We start from the raw sequence: 15,099 nt of genomic DNA, 5'->3' as shown, positions 1-15,099 counted from the left end.
TCGCGAGAAATCGAACGCGCGCCGCCCGATCGTCCGTTCAGGGCAAATTAGCTCGGGACGGTAGACAGCGTTCTTTTCGCTCACATCAGCCACCTAGGTTGAACTCGGCGCCAGCATAGCAAGGCGGTGCGCGACTACCTCTCCGTTCGCACGCGTCGCCTGCCCACGGTGGTGACGAGCCGGAGGAGAGCGAAGAAGACCAGAGATCCGCCGACTACCAGAAGCATGGAGAGCGCCCGTTCCTCGAGGCCGTGCGACTTGATCACCACCGCCCCAGACCCGGCGATGAAGCCGACGAGAGCGACGAAGAGTCCGAGGATCTCCACCATCTTGAGCAGGCCGGACGAGACCATCTCCTGCGCCACGTCGACACGCTGGGCCAGCCTCAGTGAGGCCTCGTCGAGCCGTTGTTCGAGCTGGGCCGAGGCCGCCGCGATCCGCTCGTCCACCTGGGCGGTGATGGAGTCCGCGACGGCCTGGGTGTTGCGTTCGATCTGCTTTTGCAGATCCTGGGCCAGAATGATCGAACGGCGCTCCTGGGTGAACTGTTCATGCACCAGAACGTCGCCCGGGCCGAGGTCGTCTATTGCCCTGTCTATTTCGTAGAGCCCGTCTTCGAAGCGGCCGAGTTTCCGGTACGCCGTCGCGCGTCGGTAATAGACGATCGCGTTTTCCTGGCCGCGCGCCATCATCTCGTCGGAGAGGGTCAGCATCATCTGCGGCTGTTCCGGCAAATGGTCGGCGAAATTGATGCCCGTCAGGAGCACCTGGTTGCTCTTGTCGTCCGCGTCGGGGGCCTCGACGGCGCGCTGGTACATGCTGGGCCCGTTCGAGGTGCGGGCGCCGAGTGCGGCGAAGGCCGCGAAGCTCAGTACGAGGGCGTCACCGTCGAACTCGGTCAGCCAGTCGAGGCATTGCCGGTGGAGCTGCGCGAACTTGAAGTCGAAGCGCAACCGCTGGCCTTGGATGTAGGCAAGGCACAGCCGTGCGGTATGCGAGTTGCCGGCTGCCAGGACGCGCGCCCGGTCGGTCTCGTCCAGGTAGCCCTGACCGTTCTTCCGCGCCAGCCAGGCGAGGTCTGTGGCCGCCCGCCGGATCTGCCGTACGGAGAGCCCGAACTCTTCGACCCGTGAGACGAACTCGTCCACCCATGCCGACGGAGGGCCGGCGGTGGCCGCCGCGAAGTGGTCGACAAGGACGGACGCCTTCTCCACGTCTGACGCCGTCCCCATGCGGTCCGCGAGCTGGTCGCTCTCGGGGCTCTGCCGTTGAGGCGGGACGCCGTTTTCCATGAGACCCCTTGCCGTCCGAAGCGACTTGACCCGGCCCAGCAGTCTAGGCCGCGGCGGCTGGACGGCCTGACCGGCCGCCCGTCCCGGCCCTGGCCCTCGATCGGAGGCGGGAGGGCATCATCAGAGGGCGGAAGGGAAGATAAGCCCGCATGATCGCTGGCAGCAGTCCCGAGCCCGACGAGGCGACCGTGAAAGCCGTAGGCAAGCTGAGCGAGGCCCTGGAGAGCATCGAGCGCGCCAGGGGCCATCTGTACTCATGGCATCAACTCACAGGCAAGGCGGACTTCGAATTGGGCGACGCGGCCGAGCTGCTCGCCGACGCAGGGCACCGGGACCTCGCCGAAGAACTGTCGCGCGAACTCGTAGGCCGCAACGTCCTCCCGGACCGTTGGAGCTTCCAGGCGATCGAGGAGTACGACGACACCTACTACGAGCCGCTCCGACGTTATGAGTCGCGCGTACGAGAGTTGCTGACCGCCGGCAGACGCCACCTCCACGAGGCCCGGCTGAAGGAACAGCGGCGCACCCACGGGCACCCGCACCACACGTCCGCGCCGGGCAGGGAGTAGTCGCCCCTCAAGGCGGCCGGGGCGGACGGGGCGGCCGGGAAGAGGAGGAGTTCCCGGAGCAGGTGCGCTCCGGGAACTCCCGACTGTCGGGCGCGTCCCCTACTCGCACTTACGGGTGCTGCGGACGAAGACGCTGCCGTGGGTGCAGTTGTCTCCGGCGCTCTCGGACAGATCGACCGAGCCGCCGCCCTTGAGGAAGACCTTCCAGTGGTCGGTCTGCCACAGGCGTGAGCTCACCTGCGCCTTCCCGGCGGAGGGAGCGGGTGAAGAGGTCTGGACGTTCGGGACGCCCGGGGAAGTACCGGGCTCGGTGCTTCCTTTCAGCTCCACGCCGCCGCCCATCACGAGGAGGACCGCTACCGCGATCCACCCGGCTGTTCTTCTTTGCATTGTCATCGCTGGCCGCCTGCTCCGCTCCCGCGGAGCACACTTGGCACCAGCCCTCCTATGACGACGACCGTCCCCCGAGCAACAGGATCGGCAGTTCCGGTCCCTTGCCGGGAAGTTCTCCGGAATCGGAACAGGTGCCCGGAAAGCAGAACGGTGGGGAGGCAATGCCTCCCCACCGCGGGTGCGGGGCCGTCGGCCCCGCGGTGCTGCCGGGCGGCGCGGTTCGCGCGCCGCCCGGCGGTTCGGCCGCCGTGCCCCTGGGCGGGCCCGGCTGCCGTCTTCCGGCTCCGAGCCGTCGGCCGTGCTACCGCCGACGGCGCAGGAGCAACCTGTCCAGTTCGACGGTGTTCGCCACGATGGCCACCACGATGGCCGCCATGCCGACCGCCACGAACCAGCCGGGGACCTCCCCGAGGAGCAGCAGTCCGACCGGCAGGCTCATGATCGGCTCACCGGCGGCGAGGACGCCGAACTTCTCCTTGCCCAGGAAGCCGATGGAACGCGCCTCCAGCACCGGAGCCACGCACGCCGTGCACAGTCCGGTCAGCGTGGCCAGCAGGAGGATCCGGGGCTGGAACCAGTCCAGGCCCCCCGCCACCAGCCAGCAGGCCGCGCCCGGGATGGTGAGCAGGCCGGCCAGGGCCAGCCCGATCGTCTCGGCTCCCCGGTCCTCCAGCTTCTCGACCGCACTGACGTTCACGGCGAAGCAGATCGCGGCCGCGGCGGCGAAGGCGTAGCCGAGCAGGTCGGCGTGCGACTCCTCCTGGAGCGACATGATCCACAGACCCGCACCGGCCAGGACGGGCCAGAACGCCGCGAGGAAGCGGGCCTCGCGGACCGCTCCCCAGACCGCCACGGCCAGCGGGCCGCAGAACGCGATCGCGATCACCGTGGGAAAGCTGCTGATCCGCTGAGTCGCGGCGACCAGCAGCGGCAGGTAGAAGATTCCGGAGATCCCCAGGCACGCGATCGGCCAGCGGACCGACTTGGCCGAGGCGCGCGCCCGCTGGAACTCCTTGGCGACGCTGTTGTCCTTGGACGACCGAACGTCCCGGGCGAACAGGACGGCGGCGTAGCCCGCGAGGAACAACCCGCCGAAGATCGCCCCGAGCGCACCGGGGGCGAAGGGGAATCGCTCCTGGTCTTCGGCGCCCAGCGCGGAGAAGGCGTCTCCGGTGACACAGAACAGCAGTCCTAGCAGGCCGACACCGACCCCCAGGAACGTCTTCCGTCCGATCAACCTCACTTTGGACATGAGGCAACGACCTTTCGTTTGGCTCTTCTCCCGGAGAACCGGGAGGCAGACGGCTTCCGCCTGCGGTACAGACCGTGTTCGCGTTACTGAAAATGACAACTGTTATCGCCATCACACCGTCTGGTTCCGGAGACGGAGACCAGAGGGCGCGGCGAGCGCCGGACGGCGTGGGGGGCGACGGCAATACGGCCGTCTCGCATCGTGGGACGGTGATCGGTGCTTGCCGGACAGGGGTGGCGGGGCTGGCTAATCTATCGACTTGGTAGGATTTTCACTCCTGTACCGCTCACCCCTTCCGTTTCATGAGGTCTGCCATGCCGCAAAGTCGTCCGTTCGTCAGCCTGGCGACCGACTTCGGTGCGGCGTACACGGCGATCTGCGCCGGGGTGGTGTACGGGATCGCCCCGGACGCGAACGTGCTGGTGCTCAGCGACGAGATCACGCCGTTCGACGTGCGGGAGGGGGCGATGCTGCTGCGGCAGGCGCTGCCGTACCTGCCGGTGGGCGTGCACGTCGGGATCGTGGATCCGGGGGTGGGCACCTCCCGCCGGCCGCTGGCGATCGCGACCGGGCGCGGCGACGTGCTGGTCGGGCCGGACAACGGGCTGCTGGTGCCGGCGGCGGAGGTGCTCGGCGGGGTCACCGGGGCGTACGCGCTGGAGAACCCGGCCTACCGGCTGCCGCAGGTCTCGACCTCGTTCCATGGGCGTGACGTCTTCGCTCCCGCCGCCGCGCACGTCGCGGCCGGTGCGGACGCGGCGGACCTCGGCGCGGCCGTCGAGCCGCTGCCGCTGGACGTCCCGCCCCCGGTCGTCCGGCCCGGCGAGCTGACCGTTCCCGTGCTGTACACCGACCGGTTCGGCAGCCTGGTGCTGGGCGCGGAGCCCGGCGACCTGGCGGCCGCGTTCGGCTCCCTGGAACCGGGCACCCCGTTCGACGTGGAGTGGAACGTTGCAGACGGACCGTCCAGGACCGCTCGCGTCCCGTTCCAGCTCACCTTCGGCAGCGTCGCGGTCGGGGAGCCGCTGCTGTGGACCGATTCGTCCGGATGGCTCGCCCTGGGCGTCAACCAGGGACGCGCCGCCGACGCCCTGGGCCTGGCCGGCGCGCGGATCCTCACTCTGCGCGCGGAGCCGCGTCCATGACCCTCGAAAACCCTCACCGCCGGAGGCATTTCCTGTGATCCGCCGTCCCCTCGTGGCAACGCTCGCCGGTGCCGCCGCGCTCGCCCTCGCCGTCAGCGCCTGCGCTCCGCAGGACGAGGACTCGGGCGCCTCCGCGAGCAAGAGTCCCGCCTCCTGCGCCAAGGACAAGCTGCCGCTGAAGGCGCCCGGCAAGCTCACCATCGCGACCGACAAGCCGGCGTTCGAGCCGTGGTTCAAGGACGACGACCCGTCCAACGGGCAGGGCTACGAGGGCGCCGTCGCCTACGCGGTCGCCGGGAAGCTCGGCTTCACCAAGGACGAGGTGGTCTGGAAGACCCAGTCCTTCGAGTCGTCGTACGCGCCGGGGCCGAAGACCTTCGACTTCGACATCAACCAGATCTCCGTCACCCCCGCGCGCGAGAAGGCGGTAGCGTTCAGCGACGGCTACTACGACGTGCAGCAGGGCATCGTGACCCTCAAGGGCGGCAAGTTCGAGAACGCCAAGTCCGTCGCGGAGCTGGGCAAGGCGCGCATCGCGGTCCAGGTCGGGACGACGTCGCTGCAGGCGGTGAAGAACCAGATCAAGCCCGCCGACGAGCCGAAGATCTTCAACACGCAGATCGACGCGGTGAACGCGCTGAAGAACAAGCAGGTGGACGTGCTGGTGGTGGACCTGCCGACCGCCTTCTACGTCACCGCCGCGCAGATCGACGACTCGAAGATCGTCGGTCAGCTGCCGCAGTCGCAGGGCGGCGTCACCGAGCACTTCGGACTGCTGATGGAGCGGGGCAGCGGGCTCGCCGGCTGCCTCGACCAGGCCATCGGGCAGCTGAAGTCGTCCGGTGAGCTGGCGAAGATCCAGCAGCAGTGGCTGACCGCGTCGGCCGGCGCGCCCGTCCTGAAGTGACGGCGCAGACGGGCGGGCAGGCCGCCTGGGTCAAGAGCGAGCGGCAGCTCGACCGGGAGCGCCGGCGCCGCCGCGCCGACGTGCGGTCCGGTTCGGTGGCCGCGGCGTCGACGGTGCTGTGCGTCGTGGTCGCGGTCGTCGTGGTGGTGGGGTCGCCCGGCTGGCCGCGCGTGCACGAGACGTTCTTCAACTGGGGCGAACTCACCGGCGCGTTCCCCGACGTGCTGCGCGGCTTCTGGCTGAACGTGCGGATCTTCCTGATCGCCGAAGTGCTGATCCTGGTGCTCGGGCTGCTGGTCGCGCTCGCGCGGGGGCTGCGGACCCCGCTGCTGTTCCCGCTGCGGGCGCTGGCCGTCGCCTACACCGACGTGTTCCGCGGCATCCCGACGATCCTGCTGGTGTACCTGGTCGGGTTCGGGCTCCCGGCGCTGCGGCTGCAGGGCGTGCCCGAAAGCCCGGCGGTGCTGGGCGGGTTCGCGCTCGTCCTGTCCTACGGGGCGTACGTCGCGGAGGTGTTCCGGGCGGGCATCGACTCCATCCACCCGAGCCAGCGCGCCGCGGCCCGGTCGCTGGGCCTCAGCAAGGCCCAGAGCCTGCGGTACGTGGTCCTTCCGCAGGCGGTGCGCCGGGTCGTCCCGCCGCTGCTCAACGACTTCGCCTCGCTGCAGAAGGACACCGCGCTCGTCGCGGTGCTCGGTCCGCTGGAGGCGCTGCGGCAGGCGCAGATCCACTCGGCCGAGACCTTCAACTACACCCCCTACCTGGCCACGGCGGTGCTGTTCATCGCGCTGACGGTGCCGATGGCCCGGTTCACCGACCATCTCGCGGCACGCGCCGAACGCCGCCGCGCCCCCGGAGGCGGACGATGAGCACACCTCTGCTGCGCATCGAGGGCGTGTGGAAGACCTACCACGCCCACCCCGTGCTGCGCGGCGTCGACCTGGACGTCGCGCCGCACGAGGTGGTCTGCCTCATCGGCGCCTCCGGATCGGGCAAGTCGACGCTGCTGCGCTGCGTGAACGTCCTGGAGACCGTCGACGACGGCGCGATCTTCCTGGAGGACGACGACATCACCGACCCGGGCGCGGACCCCGACGAGGTCCGCAAGCGGATCGGGATGGTGTTCCAGTCCTACAACCTGTTCCCGCACATGTCGGTGCTGGACAACATCACCCTCGCGCCGCTGCGCGTCCACAAGCGCCCGAAGGCGGAGGCCGCCGAGCAGGCGCACGATCTGCTCAAGCGGTTCGGCCTGGCCGACAAGGCCGGCGAGTACCCCGACCGGCTGTCGGGCGGCCAGCAGCAGCGCGTCGCGATCATCCGGGCCATGGCGACCCGCCCGAGCCTGCTCCTGCTGGACGAGGTGACCTCCGCGCTCGACCCCGAACTCGTCACCGAGGTCATGGGCATCATCCGGGAGCTCAAGGACTCCGGCATGACGATGATCCTGGCCACGCACGAGATGGGCTTCGCCCGCGACATCGCCGACACCGTCTGCTTCCTCCATGACGGAGTCCTCCTGGAACGCGGCCCGGCCGAGCAGATCTTCGAAGAGCCCACCGAGCCGCGCACCCGCGAGTTCCTGAGCCGCGTCCTGGAGTCCCGCCGCATCTGACCCCCGCGGTACCCGGGACGGCCGTCCCGGGAGACCGGCCGCCGCGCGCTCTGACAGGCGGCACCCCCGTGTGAACGAGGGTGCCGCCTTTTCGCGTTCATGACGCCCGCGCCCGCCGTGTGATCTGCGTCGTTTCCCAGCCGGCCGCACTGCGCCTGCCGCCCTTCTCCACACGGTCTTCCCTGTTCCGGCCTCGCGCCGGGACATGTCCAGGTTCCTCGGAACCGGCGTGTCCTGGCGCGGTCTGCCAGAGCACGCCGTGATCCAAGGGATCACAGCCACCTCCGTCCTCGCGGCGGGGGGTGTCACAAAGGAGAAGATCGTGTACGGCGTAGTCGTACTCGTCGAATTGTTGATCCAACAGATCGGCTGGGCCTTCAACACCCTGGCCGATCCGCTCGCCAGCGGGCTGGTCACCGGCGCGGTCGGTGCCCTCTTCCTCGCGGGCGCCGTGGTCGTGTGGACCCGCAGGCTCCTTCCCTTCCGGGCGCTCACGGCCTACGACCGCGTGATCGTCCTGCGCCTCGGGGCCGGCATCCTGGTGCTCAACGCGGCCTACCCGTACGGGGCCCAGACCCTGGGCATGGGGACGATCATCACGATGTCCGCCCTGGGGCCGCTGTGCTGCAAGGGCAGCAACCTGTGGAGGGTCGTGCGGCATCGCAGGAAGATGCCGAGGCGCGTTCTGCGGAACGCGTCCCTGAACATCGGGCTCCGCGTCGTCGCGTTCCTGGGCGTGATGGCCGTCAACAACCCCCTTGCCGAGTTCAGGCACTTCGACAAGGAGGCGGTTTTCGGGCTCGCGTGCGGTGTGCTGGGAGCGTGGTCGTTCTGGAACTACCTCAGCTGCGTCTACGACGACCACTACACGCTGAAGGAGAGGCTCAGGATCCTGTCGGTCGCGGACCTGCTCGCGGTTCCCTTCACCGCACTCGCGGTGTGGGCCATGAGCCCCGTCCTCGGCGGAGGGTTCTCCGAGCTGTCGGGGAAGGTGCTCCTGTGGGGCTCCATCGCCGGCGTCCTGTCCTTCACGGTGCCGACGCTCATCGGCGCCTGGGTGGCCGACAAGATCTCGGAGGACGCGTCGGGCGTGTTCTACCTGTTCGACAGTCTGATGGGCACCCTCGTCGGCTTCGTCGGGGCCCTGCTCGGCGTGCTGAGCGCGGTGCAGGCTCCCGACAGCTGGGGCTGGGGCGGAATGGCCCTGGTCCTCCTCGCGGCGATCGTCGCCGCGAGGAACCCGATCATCGAAGTGATCCGGTCGGAGGGCCGGTTCGTCTTCATGAAGGGGGGACAGCCCGCCTGAGGCTCCCACCGGCCGAGCGGGCGGCGGCGTACGCGCCGCCGCCCGCCCGGCGTCATCACCACCCGTGGGGAGGGGCCGCCGCCCCTCCCCACACTCGTCCGCTCAGTGCCCCGCATCGAACGCGAACGGCGGGGAGGTGGGCCTCCCCGCCGCCGGGTCAGTCAGAGCCGGGTTTGCGGCTCTGGATCCTCGCCGCCCCGCAGGAGGCGACGATGATCATGCCGATCGCCGCCAGCCCCAGGGGGCCGGGAGCGGTCCGTGCCACGAGCATCCCCAGCGCGGTCCCGAAGAGGGTCCGCAGCGGGAGAAGCATGGCGTTCGTCGATGCCAGGAGCCCCTGCTCGTAGGCCCTGATCAGAACGACGGCGCCGAAGAGCCCGCCGAACATTCCGCTGGCCACGCAGATCAGCAGGTAGGGCCAGCGGCCGGCGGTCATGCCTTCCCAGCCGCCTTCCATGGTCCACGCGCCTACGAGGAGGATGGCGAAGACGGGGAACCCGGAAAGGGTGTCCACCTTCCCCTTGATGCTCTTGTCGAGCGTCTCCAGGCGCTTCTGGGCGAAGGCGTACGTCGCCGCCGTGGCGGTCACGACGCCCACCCCCGGGACCCAGCCGGGAATCTGAAGGTCCAGAACACGGAACCGCGGGACGGCGGCGGTGAAGAGCCCTCCGCCCGCACCGCCGGACGTGTCCCTTGTCAGGGCCCAGATGCCCAGCCCGGCGAGGACCGGCCACAAGATGGTCGAGTAGGTCTTCCTCCGAACGTCTTGGACGACCTTCCCGCCGAGCATGAAAGCCGCGCTGAACACGAAGCCCAGCGATTCCATGACCTCCAGCCGAACCCATCTCAGGACGCACTGGAAAGTCATGCTGTTCGTTCCCAGAGCGGTGCCCAGCAGGAGGGCCTGCTTCCAGACGGGCCAGCGGCTCCGCAACGACGGCCGGTAGAAGTACCAGATGACCGACGTTCCGGAGAGAGTGACGACGAGCGCCGTCGTGACCGGTCCAACATGTTCGGTCACGCCGACGGCCACCAGGAAGTAGCCGTTGAGCGCACCCGCTGCATTGGCGAACACGGCCATCGCGAGCACTTCTTTATCCTTGACACGGAGATCGCCGGACGGCGGTCCCATGCGCATGCGAAGCCCTGCGATCGAATCTCGCAGGCGCCCTGTTTTGTGATTCACGGGATCCCCTTGGGTCGCGGGGCGCGCGAAGGATCCCGAGAACGTTGTCCCGGCTCCTCGTCGCGCCCGCATTCGCGGAGCGACTCAAGAGCCGGGACGGCTCTTCAGTTTGATGGTTCTCCCGCCAATCTACCGCCGCCCACCTGCGGGCATCCAGGTTCGAAAGGGCAGGAGCGGGCACCGGTCCTGCGAGAGGTCCTCTACGGTCTGGGTATGGCGGACGAGACTGAGCGGCTGGCGGGTTTCCTGTACGAGATCGGGCTCCTCAAGCGCTACAGGCGCACGGGCTGGCTCGTCGCGGGGGTGAGCGCCCCGGAGAGCATCGCCGACCACTCGTTCCGGACGGCGATCATCGCGAGCGTCCTGGCCTCGATGGAGGGCGCCGACCCTGGGCGGGCCGCGCTGCTCAGCCTCTTCCACGACAGCCAGGAGACGCGCCTCACCGACCTTCCTCACGCGGCCGGGCCGTACGTGGAGAAGGCGCCCAACGAGCGGGTCACCGAGCACCAGACCCGCGGCCTGCCCGCGGCGGTGGCCGCGATGATCACGGGTGTGGTCGCGGAGTACGAAGGCGGGGACAGTGCCGAGGCGGTGTGCGCCCGCGACGCGGACAAGCTGGAATGCCTCGTCCAGGCCATCGAGTACCGGGAGCACGGCAACCGGAACACCCAGCCCTGGATCGACAGCTCGCTCGCCCGGCTCCGGACCGCGTCCGCCCGGCGTCTCGCCGAGCAGGCCCAGAAGACCGGCTCCCTCGACTGGCTCGCACGCGCGCTGGACGGCGACGCAACCTAGACGTCCTCCGGTCGGGGCGGTTCGGCGGTGTCGCGTCTGGACGGGAGGGCCAGGGAGACGGCGGCGATGGCCGGCAGCATGAGCGCCATGAGAAGGAAGGCGTTGCCGTAGGCGTTCGCAAGGGACGCCGGAGCGGTGGTGTGACCTGCGGTGGCGGCGGTGAGGGAGGCCAGGCCGAGAGCGCCGCCGACCTGCTTCGCGGTGTTCATCAGGCCTGAGGCCGCTCCGGCGTCGCTCGCGGGAACGCCCGAGGTGACGGTGGTGGTCAGGGGAGTGTTCAGCAGCCCGCCGCCGATGGAGACGAGGACCGCCGGGCCGAGCACGGCGGAGAGGTAGCCGCCGTCGGCGGTGATGCGGCTCTGCCAGAGGAACCCGGCGGCGGCGGCCAGGGCGCCGGCGACGATGAGGACGCGGTCGTCGGCGCGTTTCATCAGCCACGGCGTGACGCGCAGGCCGACGGCCATCGTGAGCAGGGTGTGCGGGAGGAAGCCGAGGCCGGTCTGCAGCGCGGTGTAGTTCAGGACGTCCTGCATGTAGAGGGTCAGGAAGTACCACATCGGCACCTGGAAGCAGGCTCCGGCGAGCAGCATCGCCGCGTTGCCGGCGGAGACGGCCCGCAGGCGGAACAGCCGCGGCGGGATCAGCGGTGCGCGGGCCAGGCGTGTCTCGATGACGATGAAGGCGGCGAGCAGGAGGACGGCTGTGGCGAGGGCCGACGCGGTCACGGGGTCGTCCCAGCCGCGCGGCCCGGCCCGCATGATGCCGTAGGCGAGCAGGGCCAGCCCGGCGGTGACCGACGCGGCGCCGGGAAGGTCGAGGCGGGCGGTGCGCCCGGCCTGGCGAGGGGAGCCGGGGAGGCGGCCGGTCAGGGCGAGCGCGGCCGCGCCGATCGGGACGTTGACCAGCAGGATCCAGCGCCAGGACAGCGACTGGGTGAGGACGCCGCCGACGAGGTTGCCCGCCGCGCCGCCCGCCAGGCTCACCGCCGTCCAGACGGCGAGGGCGCGGGTGCGCCGGGGGCCTTCGGGGAACGTGGTGGTGAGGACGGTCAGGGTCGCCGGGGCGAGGACGGCGGCGCCGAGACCCTGCGCCGCGCGCGCCGCGATCAGCAGGGCGGGCGCGGTCGCCAGCCCGCCGGCCAGGCTCGGGACGGCGAACAGGGCGAGGCCGGCGGTGAAGACGCGCCTCGTCCCGTAGAGGTCGGCCAGACGGCCGCCCAGCAGCAGGAATCCGGCGAAGGTGAGGGAGTAGGCCCCGGCGACCCAGGGGAGGCCGGTGGCGGTCAAGCTCAAGGATCTCTGGATCGAGGGCAGCGCGACGTTCACCACGGAGACGTCCAGCACGACCATGAACTGGGCGGCGCAGGCCAGGGCGAGGATCACCCGGTGCGCGGGCGGGGCCGCGGTCCGGGAGGCCGCGAGGCCCTCGTCCGGTCCGGCTCGGGTCATCCGGTCTCCCTGGCTTCAATCCAATGTGGTCACATCGTTTTGCTCGGCCCAGGCTAGGTTCCGCTAGGCTGAGGCGTCAATTCGATGTGATCACATTGGAAAGGGGATCGGGTGACGGAGCGGCGGACCCGCGGGCCGGGGGTGCGGCACGAGGCGCGGCGACAGGAGATCGCCGACGCGGTGCTGGCGGTCGTCGCCGAGCACGGGCTGCCGGCCGTGTCGCTGACCGAGGTCGCGGCGCGGGCCGGGGTGTCGGCGGGACGCGTCCAGCACTACTTCCCCACCAAGCACGAGCTCGTCGAGGCCGCGTTCGAGCGCGGCAACGAGCTGAGCGGCGCCCGCATCAGGTCGCTCGTGGGCGAGGACCTCGAAGGCGCCGCGCCGCGCACGGTGCTCACCGTCGTCCTGACCGAGCTCATCGCCGGCGATGCCGAGACGCGGGCGCGCCTGCGCGTCCGGCAGGCCTTCACCGCCCTGGCCCTCACGGACGAGGCGATCGCGCGGCGCATGCGGGCGGACTACGAGCACTTCCACGGGCAGGTCGCCGAGCTTCTTCGCCGGGACCGGGAGGCCGGACTCCTGCCGGGGAGGGTGGAGCCCGGCGGCGCGGGCGTCGACCTGGTCGCGCTCGCCGAAGGCCTGGCGTACTACGTCCTGATCGGGGTCACTCCGCCGGAGACGGCACGCGACCGCATCGTCTCCGCGATCGCCGCCCTCTACTCAGAACGGCCCGGACACGAGTAGCGGGAAGCTGGTCAGTCCGGGACGCCTGCGGCGAGCATGGGGGTGAGGGTGAGGTCGGGGTATTCGCGTTCGATCGCGCGTACTCGCCACTTGTCGACGAAGACCGCGATGTACGAGCCGTCGAGGGTGCGGGTGAGCACCTCGATGCCTCGGCGCCCGTCGAGCGTCTCGGCGGACTCCTTGTCGGTGATGCGGGCGGTCGTGTAGTCGAGGCGGGACAGCTCGACCGGCGCGCCGAACTCGTCGGCCATCCGTGCGGTGAACACGTCGAACTGGAGCGGGCCGACCGCGGCGAGGACGGGGGCCTGGTCGCCGCGCAGGTCGCTGCGCAGCACCTGCACGACGCCCTCGCTGTCGAGCTGGTCGATGCCGCGGCGGAACTGCTTGGCCCGGCTGTTGTCCTTGACCCGCGTCACCATGAAGTGCTCGGGGGCGAACGCCGGGATCGGCGGGAACGTCACGGGCGTCTTGGTGTACAGGGTGTCGCCGACGGTCAGGCCGGAGGCGTTGGGCAGCCCGATCACGTCCCCCGGGTAGGCGGCGTCCAGCGTGGAGCGGTCGCGGCCGAAGACCGTCTGGGCGTACTTGGTCGCCAGCGGACGCCCGGTCGGGGCGTGGGTGAGGGTCGCGCCGCGCTCGAACCGGCCCGAGCAGACCCGGATGAAGGCCAGCCGGTCGCGGTGCGCCCGGTCCATGCCCGCCTGCACCTTGAACACCTGCCCGGAGAACGGCGCCGTCACCGGGCGCGCGTGGCCTGCGGCGTCGGTGCGCGCGGACGGCGCGGGCGCCAGGCGGCGCACGGTCTCCAGCAGCGCGCTCACGCCGAAGTTGGGCAGCGCGGCGCCGAACAGGACGGGCGTGCAGGTGCCGGCGGCGAAGGCGTCAATGTCGAGGACGGCGCCGATCTCCTCCAGCAGCGCCAGCTCCTCGTTCGCGGTCGCCCACGCCTGGCCCTCCTCGGCGGCGGCCTGGTCGGCGGGGACGCGTTCGGCGACCGCGCGGGTGGCGCCGCCCGGGGTGCGGCGGAACCGGGTGTAGGCGCCGTCGGCGCGGTCGATCAGGCCGCGGAAGTCGCCGGCGATCCCGACCGGCCAGTTCAGCGGCGCCGGGTGCAGGCCGATGCGCTGCTCGACCTCGTCCAGCAGCTCCAGCGGCTCGCGGCCCGGCCGGTCCCACTTGTTGACGAACGTGATGACGGGGATGCCGCGGTGGCGGCACACGTCGAACAGCTTGAGCGTCTGCGCCTCCAGGCCCTTGGCCGAGTCGAGCAGCATGATCGCCCCGTCGACGGCGGCCAGCACGCGGTAGGTGTCCTCGGAGAAGTCGGCGTGGCCCGGGGTGTCGAGCAGGTTCAGCAGGGCGTCGCCGAACTCGAACCGCAGCACCGAGGAGGTGATGGAGATGCCGCGCGAGCGCTCCATGTCCATCCAGTCCGACCGCACGCCCCGCCGCCCGGCCTTGCCGTGCACCGCGCCGGCCTGCTCGATCGCCTGCGCGTGCAGGGCCAGGGCCTCGGTCAGCGTGGACTTGCCCGCGTCCGGGTGGCTGATCACCGCGAACGTCCGGCGGCGCGCCGCCTCCGCCGCAACGTCCTCCGCCGTGCCGATTCCGGCGCTCACCGCGCTCCCCTCTCCGACGACCGTCCCCGCATACTCTAAGGTCGATTTCAACCTCGATGAGATATGCGGCCCCCCGACCGGGCCGCGACCGGCCGCGCTCCGGCGCGCCTGACGGGGCCGCTACCCGCCGGAGAGGTGCGGGGCGGTCGTCGCGTGGAGGGCGAGGGAGAGCTCGACGGCGCTGTCGACGACGGCGTCGAGGTCGTCGCCCAGGCGGCCGTCGGCCCACTGCCCGGCCAGCTCGGTCATCGCGCCGGTGAACATCGTCGCGGCGACGACGACGGGGAGCCGCGGGCTCTCGGCGCGGCTCATCGCGAGGACGCCGTCCAGCAGGGCGGTCTGCGCGGCGCGGCGGCGCTCGGCCAGCACCTCGTTGCCGCGCGCCTCGGCGAACAGGACGCGGCCCCGGCGGGGGTCGTCGCTGATGAAGCTCAGCACGCCGCGGATGCCGGCGCGCGTGCGGACGTCCGGGCGGGGGCCGGCCTCGTCCAGGGCGCGTGCCAGGACCTCGCCGAGGGCGGCGGCCTCCCGGTCGTAGACGGCGGCGAGCAGCTCGCCGGTGTCGGCGAAGTTCTCGTAGAAGTAGCGCGTGTGCAGCTCGGCCTCGCGGCAGACGGCGCGGACGGTGAGCGCGGCCTCGCCCTCCTCGCCGAACAGCCGGAACGCGGCCCGGACGAGCATGGCGCGCCGCTCGTCGCGGCGCCGGCTCGCGGGGACGCCGGCCCACCGCGTGGACGCGACCGTGCGCGTGCTCGCCATGCCGGTCACCCTACCCCGGTGGGCCGCGGCGGCCCCGAAGTCTGGACACGGGTGTACCCAGACACTTAC

Annotated in this window: 15 protein-coding genes; 8 read left to right on the top strand and 7 right to left on the bottom strand. The window is 70.8% G+C overall.

Annotation, left to right across the window (positions count from 1 at the left end; translation table 11 throughout):
- Nucleotides 1–134 precede the first annotated feature (134 nt).
- The gene (locus BJY14_RS14480; protein ID WP_179844096.1) at nt 135–1,292 is read right to left on the bottom strand and encodes a hypothetical protein; all 1,158 of its coding nucleotides are present in this window, start codon (nt 1,290–1,292) and stop codon (nt 135–137) included.
- Nucleotides 1,293–1,441: 149 nt separating this feature from the next.
- Between BJY14_RS14480 and BJY14_RS14475 the strand changes: the two genes are divergently transcribed.
- Nucleotides 1,442–1,861 (top strand): hypothetical protein, encoded by a 420-nt coding sequence (locus BJY14_RS14475; RefSeq protein WP_179844095.1) that lies wholly within the window; start codon nt 1,442–1,444, stop codon nt 1,859–1,861.
- 99 nt (nt 1,862–1,960) lie between these two features.
- On the opposite strand, the gene BJY14_RS14470 is transcribed toward BJY14_RS14475, so the two are convergent.
- Nucleotides 1,961–2,098 (bottom strand): hypothetical protein, encoded by a 138-nt coding sequence (locus BJY14_RS14470; RefSeq protein ID WP_179844094.1) that lies wholly within the window; start codon nt 2,096–2,098, stop codon nt 1,961–1,963.
- Between the two features lie 457 nt (nt 2,099–2,555).
- Nucleotides 2,556–3,506 (bottom strand): DMT family transporter, encoded by a 951-nt coding sequence (locus BJY14_RS14465; protein ID WP_179844093.1) that lies wholly within the window; start codon nt 3,504–3,506, stop codon nt 2,556–2,558.
- Nucleotides 3,507–3,820: 314 nt separating this feature from the next.
- On the opposite strand from BJY14_RS14465, the gene BJY14_RS14460 reads away from it, so the two are divergent.
- The 5 genes from BJY14_RS14460 to BJY14_RS14440 all read left to right on the top strand — a co-directional run bounded on the left by BJY14_RS14460 (nt 3,821) and on the right by BJY14_RS14440 (nt 8,479).
- Nucleotides 3,821–4,651 carry an SAM hydrolase/SAM-dependent halogenase family protein gene (locus BJY14_RS14460; RefSeq protein ID WP_179844092.1) on the top strand — a complete coding sequence of 277 codons (831 nt, stop codon included), beginning with the start codon at nt 3,821–3,823 and terminating at the stop codon, nt 4,649–4,651.
- Between the two features lie 34 nt (nt 4,652–4,685).
- Nucleotides 4,686–5,558, top strand: coding sequence for an ABC transporter substrate-binding protein (locus tag BJY14_RS14455; RefSeq protein ID WP_179844091.1), 873 nt, complete (start codon nt 4,686–4,688; stop codon nt 5,556–5,558).
- Nucleotides 5,555–6,427, top strand: a complete 873-nt coding sequence (locus tag BJY14_RS14450; RefSeq protein WP_258944123.1) for an amino acid ABC transporter permease — start codon at nt 5,555–5,557, stop codon at nt 6,425–6,427. The genes BJY14_RS14455 and BJY14_RS14450 overlap by 4 nt, the downstream gene beginning before the upstream one ends.
- Nucleotides 6,424–7,173 carry an amino acid ABC transporter ATP-binding protein gene (locus tag BJY14_RS14445; protein WP_179844089.1) on the top strand — a complete coding sequence of 250 codons (750 nt, stop codon included), beginning with the start codon at nt 6,424–6,426 and terminating at the stop codon, nt 7,171–7,173. The genes BJY14_RS14450 and BJY14_RS14445 overlap by 4 nt, the downstream gene beginning before the upstream one ends.
- A 322-nt stretch (nt 7,174–7,495) precedes the next feature.
- On the top strand, nt 7,496–8,479 hold the full coding sequence (locus tag BJY14_RS14440; RefSeq protein ID WP_179844088.1) for a DMT family transporter: 984 nt from the start codon (nt 7,496–7,498) through the stop codon (nt 8,477–8,479).
- A gap of 157 nt (nt 8,480–8,636) precedes the next feature.
- Here the strand turns inward: BJY14_RS14440 and BJY14_RS14435 are convergent, their stop codons facing one another.
- A complete protein-coding gene (locus tag BJY14_RS14435; RefSeq protein WP_179844087.1) occupies nt 8,637–9,560 on the bottom strand; it encodes a hypothetical protein in 924 nt (307 codons plus the stop codon).
- Between the two features lie 318 nt (nt 9,561–9,878).
- Here BJY14_RS14435 and BJY14_RS14430 point away from each other — a divergent pair, with 318 nt between their 5' ends.
- Nucleotides 9,879–10,460, top strand: coding sequence for an HD domain-containing protein (locus BJY14_RS14430; RefSeq protein ID WP_179844086.1), 582 nt, complete (start codon nt 9,879–9,881; stop codon nt 10,458–10,460).
- Here BJY14_RS14430 and BJY14_RS14425 read toward each other — a convergent pair.
- Entirely contained in the window at nt 10,457–11,908 is a 1,452-nt protein-coding gene (locus tag BJY14_RS14425) for an MFS transporter (protein ID WP_179844085.1), read from the bottom strand. The two genes, BJY14_RS14430 and BJY14_RS14425, sit on opposite strands and share 4 nt — an antisense overlap.
- Nucleotides 11,909–12,019: 111 nt before the next feature.
- Between BJY14_RS14425 and BJY14_RS14420 the strand changes: the two genes are divergently transcribed.
- Entirely contained in the window at nt 12,020–12,652 is a 633-nt protein-coding gene (locus tag BJY14_RS14420) for a TetR/AcrR family transcriptional regulator (RefSeq protein ID WP_179844084.1), read from the top strand.
- Nucleotides 12,653–12,663: 11 nt separating this feature from the next.
- Here BJY14_RS14420 and BJY14_RS14415 read toward each other — a convergent pair whose 3' ends face one another.
- Nucleotides 12,664–14,271 carry a peptide chain release factor 3 gene (locus tag BJY14_RS14415; protein ID WP_179844083.1) on the bottom strand — a complete coding sequence of 536 codons (1,608 nt, stop codon included), beginning with the start codon at nt 14,269–14,271 and terminating at the stop codon, nt 12,664–12,666.
- A gap of 120 nt (nt 14,272–14,391) precedes the next feature.
- A complete protein-coding gene (locus BJY14_RS14410; protein WP_179844082.1) occupies nt 14,392–15,030 on the bottom strand; it encodes a TetR/AcrR family transcriptional regulator in 639 nt (212 codons plus the stop codon).
- Between the last annotated feature and the right edge of the window lie 69 nt (nt 15,031–15,099).

It is taken from the genome of Actinomadura luteofluorescens (assembly GCF_013409365.1).
In the GTDB taxonomy this organism is placed as follows: domain Bacteria; phylum Actinomycetota; class Actinomycetes; order Streptosporangiales; family Streptosporangiaceae; genus Spirillospora; species Spirillospora luteofluorescens.
The sequence above is the reverse complement of the archived record's forward strand: the minus strand, read 5'-3'. Positions and strand labels throughout refer to the sequence as shown.